Source organism: Glutamicibacter sp. St.4D3 (assembly GCF_059728615.1).
In genome coordinates this window covers 1,036,424-1,049,325 of the sequence record NZ_AP039380.1, presented here as the reverse complement: position 1 = coordinate 1,049,325, position 12,902 = coordinate 1,036,424, and the positions used below count along the sequence as shown (strand labels likewise).

8 protein-coding genes are annotated in these 12,902 nt (G+C 63.9%); 2 read left to right on the top strand and 6 right to left on the bottom strand.

The genetic code is table 11. From position 1 onward, the window contains the following. Positions 1-100: 100 nt before the first annotated feature. Positions 101-1,333 carry an MFS transporter gene (locus tag AC6I21_RS04830; protein ID WP_138174353.1) on the top strand — a complete coding sequence of 411 codons (1,233 nt, stop codon included), beginning with the start codon at positions 101-103 and terminating at the stop codon, positions 1,331-1,333. A 69-nt stretch (positions 1,334-1,402) separates the two neighbouring features. Then, on the top strand, positions 1,403-2,449 hold the full coding sequence (locus AC6I21_RS04825; RefSeq protein ID WP_138174351.1) for an alcohol dehydrogenase catalytic domain-containing protein: 1,047 nt from the start codon (positions 1,403-1,405) through the stop codon (positions 2,447-2,449). A gap of 31 nt (positions 2,450-2,480) precedes the next feature. Here AC6I21_RS04825 and AC6I21_RS04820 read toward each other — a convergent pair whose 3' ends face one another. From AC6I21_RS04820 to AC6I21_RS04795, 6 genes are all read right to left on the bottom strand, one after another. After that, the gene (locus tag AC6I21_RS04820; protein ID WP_138174349.1) at positions 2,481-4,001 is read right to left on the bottom strand and encodes a DUF5129 domain-containing protein; all 1,521 of its coding nucleotides are present in this window, start codon (positions 3,999-4,001) and stop codon (positions 2,481-2,483) included. Positions 4,002-4,442: 441 nt separating this feature from the next. Further along, the gene (locus AC6I21_RS04815) at positions 4,443-7,133 is read right to left on the bottom strand and encodes a M14 family zinc carboxypeptidase (protein ID WP_138174347.1); all 2,691 of its coding nucleotides are present in this window, start codon (positions 7,131-7,133) and stop codon (positions 4,443-4,445) included. Between the two features lie 757 nt (positions 7,134-7,890). After that, positions 7,891-10,431, bottom strand: a complete 2,541-nt coding sequence (gene pheT, locus AC6I21_RS04810; RefSeq protein WP_138174345.1) for a phenylalanine--tRNA ligase subunit beta — start codon at positions 10,429-10,431, stop codon at positions 7,891-7,893. Positions 10,432-10,435: 4 nt separating this feature from the next. After that, positions 10,436-11,515, bottom strand: a complete 1,080-nt coding sequence (gene pheS, locus AC6I21_RS04805; RefSeq protein ID WP_171021123.1) for a phenylalanine--tRNA ligase subunit alpha — start codon at positions 11,513-11,515, stop codon at positions 10,436-10,438. Positions 11,516-11,625: 110 nt separating this feature from the next. Beyond that, complete coding sequence (locus AC6I21_RS04800) at positions 11,626-12,276, bottom strand: LppM family (lipo)protein (protein WP_138174343.1); 651 nt, start codon at positions 12,274-12,276, stop codon at positions 11,626-11,628. Between the two features lie 181 nt (positions 12,277-12,457). Next, positions 12,458-12,892: a (deoxy)nucleoside triphosphate pyrophosphohydrolase gene (locus AC6I21_RS04795; protein WP_138174341.1), complete on the bottom strand. Its 435-nt coding sequence runs from the start codon at positions 12,890-12,892 to the stop codon at positions 12,458-12,460. Positions 12,893-12,902 lie beyond the last annotated feature (10 nt).

Here is a 12,902-nt window from a genome sequence, read left to right as displayed (position 1 = left end):
GGGGTGGTGTTTCTACCCCCATAAACCCGATCTCCCCCATTTCTGGCCGCGGCGGTGAAATGGAGGGTGAGAGTATCCCCGAGCAGTCCCAAGGAGCCCGATGTCTGAACGCACCGCGCTGGAATACGACCCGGCCGCCCCCAGCGGCCACCGCCTGTCCCCGGCAATCTATGCCCTGGCCCTGGGAGTGTTTCTCATGGGCACCACCGAGTTCCTGGTTGCGGGCCTGTTGCCGGCGATGGCGACGGACCTGGAGGTGTCCCTCGCCCAGGCCGGGCAGCTGATCACCATCTTTGCCGTGGGCATGATTGTGGGCGCACCCATGATGGCGGTGGCAACCCGGCGCATCGCCCGGCGCTGGACGCTGATCGGTGCACTGGTAGTGTTCGCCGCCGGCCACCTGGTCGCGGCGTTCGCCCCGAGCTTCGCGGTGCTGGGGGCCGCCCGCTTCATCACGGCGCTGGCCACCGGCGCGTTCTGGGCGGTCGCGGCGGTGGTGGCCACGAGCCTGGCCGCCCCCGGAACGTCCTCTCGGGCGGTGGGGGTTGTCAACGCCGGCGGTATGCTGGCCACCGTACTGGGGGTGCCGTTGGGTGCGCTCGCTGGGCAGTTGTTCAGCTGGCGGGGCGCCTTTGTTGGCCTGGCCGTTCTAGCCGCAGCCGCGGTGGCGCTGATTGCCCGGCAGGTCCCGCACCAGCGGCCGCCGCGCCGTCCGGGGCCGATCCGCAGCGAACTGGGAGCCCTGCGTTCGGGGCGGCTGTGGCTGGCCTTGGCCGGATGCGCCGGCGCCACCGGTGGCGTGCTGGCCGCCTACTCCTATATTTCACCGCTGCTCACCGAGAACTTCGCGATGCCCGCGTCCCTGGTGCCGCTGGTGCTGGCCGCGTTCGGCGTCGGCTCACTGCTCGGCTCGCTGTTCGGCGGCCGGCTGGGTGATGCACGCCCGCACACCACCACGATCATTGCCCCGGCGATGACCGTGCTGCTGCTGGTGGCGCTCATGCTGTGCAGCGACGCCCCGGTGGTCGCCACCCTGCTGAGCACCCTGCTGGGCTTGTTCGGCCTCGGGGCCAACCCGGTGTTAATTTCATTGGCGGTGCGCTACGTCGACCGGGCCCCAACCCTGGGCTCGGCGCTGAGCGTCGCCGCGTTCAACGCCGGAACGGCCCTGGCTTCCTGGGCCGGCGGACGGGCCCTGGAGACCAGCGCCGGGACCAACGGCCCACTGATGGTCGGTGCGCTCATCGCGGCGCTCGCCCTGGTTCCCGTGATCGCGCTCGCGATAACGCAGCGGCGCCGCAGCGGCGCACCCTCCTCCGCGGCCAGGAGCTGAGCTCAACCCGGCTTTCATGTTCCCGCTCTTACCCAGTACCGAAATAGTCAACACGAAAAGAGACCCAACATGCGCGCAACACTGATGTACCAGGCCGGCGACGTTCGGATTGAAAACGTTCCCGACTCCCGCCTCGAACAGCCTACCGACGCCCTGGTGCGGGTCACTGCCTCCTGCATCTGCGGCAGCGATCTGCACCCCTACCACTCGATGGAACCACAACCGGTCCCGGTCCGAATGGGGCACGAGTTCATCGGGATTATCGAGCAGGTCGGCACCGCGGTGACGACGCTGCGGCCCGGCGACTTGGTGGTCTGCCCGTTCGCGATCTCGGACAACAGCTGCCAGTTCTGCAGGCAGAACCTCCACACCTCCTGCAGCCACAGCCAAGCTGGCTTCTGGGATGGCGGGGTTCCCAACGAGGGCGGTCAGTCCGAAGCGGTGCGCGTGCCCCTGGCCGAGGGCACCCTGGTCAAGTTGCCGGTCGCCGCGGACTCGGAGCTCATGCCCTCCCTGCTGACCCTGGCCGATGTGCTCGGCACCGGCTATCATGCGGCGGTCATGGGCGGGGTGGCGGCGGGCAGCCGGGTGACAGTGATCGGTGACGGCGCGGTGGGACTGCTGGGGGTGCTTTCGGCCCGGCTGCTGGGAGCCGAGCAAATCATCCTCATGGGCCGCCACGAGAAGCGCACCGCCCTGGGCCGGGAGTTCGGGGCGACCGAGGTGGTCGCCGAACGCGGGGCGGAAGGCATCGCGAGGGTTCGCCAGCTCAGCGGGGGTCACGGCACCGAGGTGGTACTTGAAGCGGTGGGCCACTACCCCGCCTACGAGCAGGCGTACGGCGTGGTTCGCCCCGGCGGGGTCATCAGCCGGGTGGGCGTCCCCCAGTATGAACAGGCTCCGATCGGCTTTGGCAGCCTGTTCCGTCACAATATCCGCCTAGCTGGCGGGCCCGCCCCGGTCCGGGCGTACATCGAGCGGTTATTGCCGCTTATCCTGGACGGCCGGATTGAGCCGGGAAAGGTCTTTGACGTGGCCACCGATCTGGATGGGGTGCCGCAAGGGTACCGGGACATGGCTGAGCGCAGGAATCTGAAGGTGCTGATCCGGCCCTAGCATCGGCACCTACCCGGGCCCGGCGGTGAAGTTAGAACCGGGAGGAGCCGCCGGCCCCGGAGAAGCTGCCGCCGCCTCCGGAATACCCGTGGGAGATCCCGGAAGAGGGGGAACTGGCGGCCTCACGGGATGAGGTCACCGAACTCACCCCGGAGCTGTAGCCCGTGTTGTAGGCCTGTACGCGCCAGAACATGCCGGCCGGGCTGGTCACGTCCAGGATTGAACCGCCGCCGCGCCGCTGCTGGGAGTAGGAGGAGCGTGACTCGCGCATCTTGCGGCGCATGTCCTCCTTCTCGTCATCGTTCTGGGCGTAGGCATCGATCTGGGCCGTGGCAAAGTCCTCCAGTTTCTCAGTCAGCTGCTCGCGCAGCTGCGCCAACCGGTCCAGGGCGGTATCGGCGTCGATCACCTCCGCCTTCAGCTCAGTGCCGATGAACTGTGCCTCGTCCACGGCGGTGTGGCGGAAGGATTCCAGTGCGGCCCCTGCCGCCTCGGTTCCTGCTTCGGCGTCCTTGACCAGCTGCGGAATCTGCTCCAGGTCCTCCAGCAGCGGCGCGGTCTGGGCCCGCCAGGCCGTTTCCCAGGTGGCGGACCGCGTGTAGAGGGCCGAGGCGGCGATGATCGCATCATCGGTGGAATCCAGCTCTTGGGCGGCGGACAGGAAGTTCTCGGTACGTACCACCCCCTGGGCAGAGGAGCGTTCCTTCTTGGTGGCAGCTTCCAATTCCTGCTGTTCGGTGAAGGAGGAGCGGTAGCTGGCGACGAAGTCGGCGAACCGGCGTTCCAGGTCCGCGGCATGGTGGGAGCCCGTGGGCAAGGTCCGGGCCGCCAACTCAGTGGTGTCCAGGTCCATGGTCACGTTCGTCAGGTGCGTCGTCCCCGTCTTCAACTGGTCAGCAAATTTCTTGCGCCGGTTCGAACGCACCTTGGCGACACTGCCCCAAACGATGCCACCCACGCCCCCACCCGCAGCGGTTACCACCCACACCACGGGGTTTTTATACCAGGGCCGGTTCATGAACGCGGCTCCTTCGGTCGCCACCGCAATGATCCCGTCGCTCCAGCGGGCTTGTTTGAAGTCCTCATAACCCGCTTCGTGGATCTTTTCCATCAGCTCGTCGCTGACCTTCCGGTCTTCGCCGAAATAGGTTCCGACCTGCCCGGAGTCCGGGCCCTCAAGGGAAAGGGTGATGATGAAATATCCGTCCGCCCAGTAATCGCCGTGGTCCTCTGGCTTCTGTGAGATCCACTCGGGGTGCGCGGTACGGGCATAGAGCAGTGTCTTGGTGTTGATGTTGTCCGCGTAGTTTCCCTCGCGGGTGTAGACAACAACCTTGGTCGGCTCGTAGAAGTCGACCTCTTCCAGCGCCTCCCGTACCCGGTCCTCGTTGATCACCCCGGCGGTGTCGTTCACCGTCACAGATTCCAGATTTTGTCCGGCGGGAACGGTTACGGCCGGGGCGGCGTGGGCTGCAGGAAGGATCCCCAGCAATCCCAGGGCCGCCACCGCTGAGGCGGCGGCGGTTCGAATCGGGAGGCTGACTTGAGACATTGGGGTTCCCTTCCCAGGCTGCTGACTAGTTCGTGCGGAGGTTGGTCTATCTTCATCCTATCCATAGACGCATATTTGTCACTGCTCTCGACCCGCGAGAACGGCATGCCAGCTTAGGGCACGCTGATCGCCTGCCCCGTGGTAATCGGCAGGAGCGCCACCCGGCATTCAGGGTAGTAACGCGGCAGATCGACTGCCAATAGGCCGCACCACCCGTTTTGCCTAGCGCTCGAGTCAGACAGTGGCTGGCCTTTCCTCTAGACATTAACTAGACGCTTTGCGGTAGCGGCGACAATCCGGGTAGGCAGGCACAACAGGAACAATTCGAGAGTCATCACCGCAGCCGACAGCAGCAGGACGTCCGGGCGGCTGGCAAGCAATAGGGGCTCAAAGCAAACGCCGTGAGCCCCTATTGATCGGTCTAATTATTTACCTAGATCACTACTTTGATCCATTGTTGCCACTGCCCTTCGTTTCCTCTGACAAGTCTGCACGAGTTACTCGTTCACCGGCACCGTTGTAAATCGCATTTGTAACGACTGTCCAACTTGCTCGTGGCCAAGTGCGGAAGGTGATATGTCCGCCGGCAATTGTCACATTGCCCTTACCGTAGGTGAACTGCGCAATATTAGTTCCACCAGCAATTGCGTCAGTACCCTTGGCGTAGCCACTGACTAGCAAATCGCCCTTGGTCGGGTAGGTGGAAACTCGGGCCTTCTTCTCCTTTACAGTGAAAACAGCGTCATTGTTGTACCAAGTTGGCCAATTCTTTGGCATCCCCCACGCTGCCGGCTTCGAAACATCATAGGTCTGGGCAAGCAGTGCACCTGGGGCATTAAACGTCTCCCTATCCTCCGGTCGGATATTCTTGGCCGGTAGATCCAAAGCGCTAATTGCGGTCTCCGATCCGGAGCCCAAAGCGACAAGGTTGCCACCCTTTTTCACGAAGTTTTTCAACTTCTTCGCTCCATCTGGAACGCCCGCCGCCCACGCGAACTCCTCCGGATACTTACTGGTATCGAGTCCCTTTGTTAGCCGCTCCGTTGTAATACCGGGAGCAAGGACGATGGTGTCAAACTTCTTACTGAGATTGTTGTAGTCCTCCGCCTCAACCACCTCGTAATTCATTCCAAATTGATCCATCATCCACATCATCCAACCACCGGGCATGTTGTTGGCACCTCTGACCAAGCCCACGCGGGTGTTCTGCTTCAGCTTGATGGCTGAGGTTTTCGGCATCTTAGAAATCGCATGCACTGGAAGGGCCGTATCCTTCACTGCCTGTTCAAGAGTCTGTCGCGCTTTCTTGCCTGATGGTATTAGCAAGGCGCCCTCGGGCAAGGTTTCCCCTGAAACCTTCACTTTGGAGCTGGCTCGGTATGTGACAACGCCTTCGTCCTGAAGAGCATCAATTATCTTGCCTAGCCCGTAGGAACTCGGCGATAGGACGTAAGCCCCCTTACGGCCGGGGTCCCTGGGCAGCCGCACCGATTCCTGTACGACTTCGCGCACCGATTCCGTTTTTGCTTTGAATTTTGAATCGATGGCTTTCACATCAACCCCGAAGAACAGGGCGAGATTGTCAGTTGTTTCACTGTACGGCATGATCAACGGGCAACCATTCGTACACTTGCGCGCGCTATCCGGATATTCGTCAATTCTCAACAGCTGATCGACCCAGCGGCCCAGTGGTTGCTGAGTCCGGATAATGTAGGCTCCCCTGTCGTATTTCTGCCCGTCGGCGTGGAAGCTCCTCGTTGCACGCTCAATTTCGACCTTGCCCAGATTGAGAATGTTCAGCATCTCGTAAACTGCGTACGGGTCGCGTTGCTCGGCCGGTACGACATACGCGTATGCACTGGCTTCCCAATCGAGAGTATCTCGCGTGAATTGGTAGAGGTTGTTGTAGAGGAAGTCTTGCGCGTCCTCCGCTACCGTGTTCATTCCGCTCAGCGCGGCTTTCACCTGGTAGTCAACGTTCTGCTTGAAGGTCCAAGATGTCGCCCTGTAGGGATTAGGGTTCCGCATTGTCGCAGGTTGGTCATCGAGCTTCTCGTCCTCGAAGGTATAAGCAAGATCCCTATTCGAAGCGATTTCACTGAGCCATACAGATGTGCCCTGAAAAGAACCATAACCCGCGACGTCCGCGTTCCACATGATGCCATACGCATCATCATGTTGGACTCCTGACAAGCCCTCGGCTATCAGGTCCTTTTGTGCTTCCATTCCTACGGAATTACTGCCGGTCACAGTTTTCGGGTCTATCGCAGTCGAGAGTGGTTCATCCCATGGTGGAACCCAAGCACGAGGACTCAGTGTTCCCGCTTGATGCATGTAGTGCTGGACCACCGGGCGATACTTCTGCTCGATTCCTAGCCGTGTGCGCGATTCCTTCTGTGTGTACATGAACCAGTCTCGGTTATTGTCGTGACCAACATACCGGTGATAAAGGTCCGGGTACGTCCGGTTGTACTTAGTCCCCGCCGTTTTGTTGAAGTACTCGACGACCATTTTTTGACCGTCAGGGTTGGCGGATGGAACGACCACGACGACCATGTTGGACAAAATCTTCTTCGTCTCGTCCGAGTCTTCGGTGGCCAGTTTATGGACCACGTTGATTAGCCCCTGAGTCGTTCCTACTTCGGTGGAATGGATGGAGGCCTCTACGTAATAGACAGGAACTGTAGTCTTGGCCAACTCTCTGGCGTAGTCATCAGTTGAAACTCCTTGCTTTTTCGCTTCGGCTGCCAGGGCTTTGGGATCCGCAAGGCGGTTGTTGATCGCTAGGATGTCGTCCAAGCGGTTCAAGTTCTCTTCGGAACTCATTCGGAGAAGGGGATAGTCATCTCCGTCTGTGGTCTGATCAACGACTTCGTAATCAGCCTCCGCGGACTTCTCCGCAATGAGCTGGAAGTACTTCTTAATCGTTTCGAAATCAGCGAGCTTGCCCTCATCTCCAATTTCAAATCCGAAGTAATCAGCCGGTGTGGGAATCCCGGAGATTTTGTTCTCCATGCTCGGTGAAACCGAGAGTTGTGCCCCTGGAACATGTCCTCCGGCAGCCGGTGAAGCCACAAGGCCCACCATGGCGGCAAACGCTATACCGCCTAACACGCGCTTTCGAGCTTTCATTACTTTCTCGCCCTTGAGTCAGCACCTGCACAAGGAGGCAGGTTGTATTTGGATCTGCAGAAAGGTCTGGTAGCCGTATGGCCAAAAATCACGTGATCGAGTCCTTGTGGGACTGTGAACAATCTATGTGAGCCCTGTGAGCACCACAATTGAAAAACGTCTGCGGGTTCTTGGTTTCTGTGAGGTTTTGTCTTCGAGCAGTTTCGGTATCTCTGAAGCAATGTGAGGCATTCGGAGACTGCGCAGCGCCAAGTCATTAGGGGATCATCATCCAACTGGCGTCGAGATCGAACAACTATTAGCGGTACACCGCCGAAACTCGCAAATCAACTACATCGCAAAAATCTATACGCTTGGGGTAAGTACCCCCGCAAGACGGGAATGAAGTGGCGTTTAATCTGAAAAACGCCTTCATAGACGTTTTGAAGCACAGAACGTCTCAGCCCCTAAATTTGCTCAGCGCTAACCATTTCGCATGCTTAATCGTGACGCAAATTCTCCTGTCCCGCTAAACACCTTCCAAATGGGGACTCCACAAATTCACCTTTTGCAGGACGGCTCATCCATTGAAAACGAGTCTGGGACGACGCAAACCTTGCTAGGCGATACTTCTGAGCTCGCTCCATACCTGCTGTAGCACCGTACTTGTTGCTGTTTGGTTAAGTCTTCTCTGGCACGGCACTTTTGGAGCGTCACGCAAAAAGCGCCCTGCACCGCCCCCAATGTGAGGAACGGTACAGGGCGCTATCGCGGATTGCTAGCGCTGCACGGCGCCGAAGCGATCGGCGGCGACCGCCACGGCCGCGGCACGGGCCTCGGAGGCCTCGTCCGCGGTCAGGGTGCGGTCCGTGGCGCGGAAGCGCAGCCCGAAGGCCAGTGACTTCTTGCCGTCCTCGATGCCCTGGCCGGAGTACACGTCGAACAGTGCGATGTCCTCCAGCAGTTCACCGGCGCCCTCGCGCAGGGCGCTCAGCACGTCGCCGGCGACGACCTGCTCATCCACCACCAGTGCCACGTCCTGGGTGGCCAGCGGCTGGGTGGTCATCTGCTCGGCGACAACCACGGCCGGGGCGGCGGCCATCAGGGCCTCGCCGTCCAGTTCCATGGCCACCGTGCGCGCGGGCAGGTCCAGGTCCTTGAGCAGCTGCGGGTGCAGTTCGCCGGCGTAGCCGATCAGTTCGCCGTTCACGCTCAGCGCTGCGGTGCGGCCCGGATGGAACGCCTGGTGCTTGCCCTGGGCGATTTCCAGTTCGGAGCCCAGGATCCCGGCGGCGGTGCGCGCAACATCCAGTGCGTCGGCCCAGTCCCAGGCGCGCGGGGTGAAGCCCACCCCGGCGGCGGCCTCGTGACCGGTGAGCACGGCGGCCAGGTGCCAGGGCTGGTTCGGGATGCCGGCGCGCAGTTCGGCCAGCACCTCATCGCTCGGCTTGGCGCCCAGCGGCGGCAGCACCTTGGAACCGGTCTGCGCTCCGGGCAGGAACACCAGCCCGCCCTCGTACAGCGCCAGGTCGCGGAAGCCGCGGCCGTGGTTGCGCCGGGCGATCTCCAGCAGCCCGGGCAGCAGCGAGGTGCGCAGCAGCCCGTATTCGGAGGAGATCGGGTTGGCCAGCTTCACGCTGGGCACCTCGGTGCCCGCCTCGGGGGTGCCGAACGTGTTGTTCTGCGCGGCCGAGACGAACGGGTAGGCCAGCACCTCGGTCAGTCCGGCGTCGGCCAGGCCCTGCAGCAGGCGGCGGCGCTGGGCCTGGGTGCGGGTCAGCCCGCGCCCGGGCGGGGCGACCGGCAGGGTGGCCGGGATCTGGTCGTAGCCGATGACGCGGGCCACTTCCTCCACCAGGTCCTGCTTGATCGCCAGGTCCGGGCGCCAGGTCGGGGCGATGACCTCAAAGCCCTCGCCGGTGGCGGTCACGGTGCCGCCGATCCCCTCCAGCGCGGAGATGATCTGCTCCTCGGTGTAGTCGATGCCCACCAGGGAGCTGGCGTACCCGGCCGGAAGCAGGATGCTCACCGGTTCGGCGGGGTTGCCGTAGTCGGTGATGTTCGCGGTTTCGGTGCCCCCGGCCAGCTCGACCAGCAGGTCCACGGCACGCTGGGCGGCCACGTCGGCCACATTCACATCCACCCCGCGCTCGAAGCGCTTGGACGCCTCGGAGGGCAGCTTGTGCCGGCGGCGGGAGCGGGCGATGGAGACCGGTTCGAAGTTCGCGGCCTCGATGACCACCCGGGTGGTGGCCGCGCCTACCTCGGTGGAGGCCCCGCCCATGACCCCGGCGATGCCGATCGGCCCGGAGTCGTCGGTGATCAGCAGGTCCTCGGTGTTGAGGGTGCGTTCCTTCTCATCCAGGGTGGTCAGCTTCTCCCCGGCGGTGGCGCGGCGCACCACGATCGGCCCGGCGAGCTTGTCCGCGTCGTAGAAGTGCAGCGGCTGGCCCAGTTCGAGCATCACGTAGTTGGAGATGTCCACGGGCAGGGAGATCGACCGCACCCCGGCCAGCGAGAGCCGGGCCGCCATCCAGCGCGGGGTGGGGCGGGCCGGGTCGATGCCGGTGACCTCGCGGGTGACGAAGCGGGTGCAGCCGGGCACCCCGTAGATCGGGGCGTCGTCCGCAACGCGCACCGGGTGGCCTTCAGCGGCGGCCTGGGTCAGCTTGATCGTGGCGGCCGGGTCGGTGAACTCGGTGCCGGTGGCCAGCGCGTATTCGCGGGCCACCCCGCGGATGGAGAAGCAGTAGCCGCGGTCCGGGGTGACGTTGATTTCCGCGGCCTGGTCCTTCAGGCCGAACAGCTCCAGCACATCGGTGCCCAGTTCCGGGTCCAGCCCCAGGCGGGAGAGCACGATGATCCCGTCGTGGTCCTCCCCGATGCCCAGTTCGCGCGAGGAGGCGATCATCCCGGTCGAGACGTGGCCGTAGGTCTTGCGCGGGGAGATGCGGAAGTCCCCGGGCAGCACGGCGCCGGGCAGGGTCACCACGACCTTGTCCCCGACTTCGAAGTTGTGTGCGCCGCACACGATGCCCTGCACGCCCGAGGGATCGATCCCGTCCCCGGTCAGGGTCTGCCCGGTGCCCTCGGGCACCACGCGCACCTGGCACCAGTTGATGGTCTTGCCGTTCTTCTGCGGCTCCTTTTCCAGGCTCAGCACCTGGCCGACCACGATCGGGCCGTGCAGTTCGTCGGAGGGACGGTGCACGTCCTCCTCTTCCAGCCCGACCTTGACCAGGTCGGCCATCACGTCCTCAGCCGAGGCGTTGGCAGGTACCTGCGCGTACTCGCGCAGCCATGACAGTGGTACTCGCATTGGGTTAGATCTCCATCCCGAAGTGCTGGCTGAAACGGACGTCGCCCTCGATCATGTCGTGCATGTCGGGCACATCGTTGCGGAACATGAGCGTGCGCTCCACGCCCATGCCGAACGCGAACCCGGAGTACACCTCCGGGTCGATGCCCGCGGCGCGCAGCACGTTGGGGTTGACCATGCCGCAGCCGCCCCACTCGATCCAGCGCGGCCCGCCCTTGGCGCCGGGGTGCCAGATGTCCAGCTCGGCGCTGGGCTCGGTGAACGGGAAGTAGGCAGGGCGCAGGCGGATCTCGGCTTCGGCGCCGAACATCTGCCGGGCGAAGTGCTCCAGGGTGCCGCGCAGGTCGGCCATGGTCAGGCCCTTGTCCACGGCCAGGCCCTCGAACTGGTGGAAGACCGGGGTGTGGGTGGCGTCCAGCTCATCGGTGCGGAAGGTGCGCCCGGGGCAGAGCACGTACAGCGGCACCTCGCGTTCGAGCATGGAGCGCACCTGCACCGGGGAGGTGTGGGTGCGCAGCACCAGGTGCGCGTCGGCCGGTTCGATGAAGAAGGTGTCCTGCATTTCGCGGGCCGGGTGGTCCGGCTTGAAGTTCAGCGCATCGAAGTTGAACCACTCGGATTCCACTTCCGGGCCCTCGGCGATTTCCCAGCCCATGCCCACGAAAATGTCCGCGACACGGTCCTGCAGCACCGACAGCGGGTGGCGGGCGCCCAGCGGGCGGCGCACCGGGGCGGCGGTGACGTCCACGGTCTCCTCGACCAGGATGCGTTCGGCCTCCTCGGCCTGCAGCACCTCGGTGCGCGCGGCCAGGGCCTTGTTCACCTTGCCGCGGGCGGCGCCCACCAGCTTGCCGGCGGCGGCCTTCTCGGTCTTGTCGAGCTTGCCGATCTGCCGGTTGGCCAGGGACAGCGCGGACTTCTCCCCGGTGTGCGCCAGGCGGGCGGCCTTGAGCTCATTCAGGTCGGCGGCCGCGGCGATGGCCGACAGGGCGGCCTCGACGGCGGCGTTCACGCCCTGCTCATCGGTGGGGTGCGGTGGCGCGGCGCCGTCCACCGGCGTTTCTTGGATTGTCTGGTCAGACATGGGGATCTGGTGATCCTTCTCTTCGCTGGTAATTGACTTGTTTCCCATTCTATTGGCAAGGCCCGCCAACGACTGATTCGATGACGGGCCTGATGCGTGAGTGGGCGGTTTTAGTGGGCCGCGGTGTCCTTGGCCTTGGGGGCCATGGCCAACACGATGATCAGGGTCAGCACCAGCAGGGCGCCGCCAAAGACCACGGAGTAGAACAGGGCGTAGTTGGCCTTGCCGGTGGCCTCGTATTCGGTGGCTCCCTGCACCATGTCAAAGGTCACGGTGTGACCCTCGATGGTGGCCGGGCCGGTGGTGGAGGTCACCGAGCCGGGGAAGGTCACCGACATGGTGGCCTTGGCGGCGTTGGGGTCGGTGGAGCCCGGGGCGTTGCCGCGCATGGCGAACTTGAAGCCGTCCTCGGTGGTGCCCAGCTGAACCGGCAGCTCAAAGCCCTGGAAGGCGTCCTGCAGCTGCACGAAGTTCATCGAGCTGACCGTGTTGAAGCGCAGGCCCACCCGGTCCTGGGTCTCGATCTTCTCGTAGGTCCAGTTCTCCCCGGCCATCTGGTCCAGTTGGCGGGTGTCGATCTTGGTGGCCAGCACGTCATCCAGTGAAGCACCCTGCAGCAGGGCGCGGTCGGTGGTCACCTCCACGGTGCCGCTGGCCTTGTCCTGGCCCTCGATGGTGACGTGGGCGTCCGTGTTCACGCAGCCGGCCAGGGCCAACATGGCGGTGAACATCATCGCCAGTACACCTACAAGTTTCTTCACGCGCTCTCTCCTCAGCACAGCCCCATCCAGCGGGCTCGTTCACTAGCGTTCGGTGGTCTTCTTCGCTCTATTGATCCGCCCCGCCGCGCGGGCCGAGCGTTTTTGCTCCTCCCAGCTTACGCGGGTGGGCCCGGTCGCGCCCAGTTCGCCGGGCCCGTGGCGCAGTGCCGGGCGCAAGCGCCTAGGGCCCGACCGGGGCCTTCGCGTCGGCGACGCAGGCCTGCACGATCGGTTCATCGGCCGGGATCCAGGGCACCGCCTGCCACGGCTCGGCGCCCAGCTCCAGCCAGCGCAGCTGGTCGTGTCCGTCCAGCGGGCGCGGGGTGCCGGAGGCGATGGTGGCGAACCACACGCGCATCGCCGCCCGCTCGTTCAGCGCCCAGCCCTGCTCAAGCGGACCGTAGATCTCATCGCCCAGGGTGATCTCGATGCCCAGCTCCTCGCGGATCTCCCGGCGCACCGCTTCCACCGGGTCCTCCCCCGATTCGACCTTGCCGCCGGGGAACTCCCACAGCCCGGCCAGCGCGGCCGGACGGTTGCGCCGGGCGGCCAGCAGCCGGGTGGGGTGCTGCAGCGAGTCGACCAGGGCGATCGCGACGATCTGCTTCAGGCTCATCAGGCTCTCT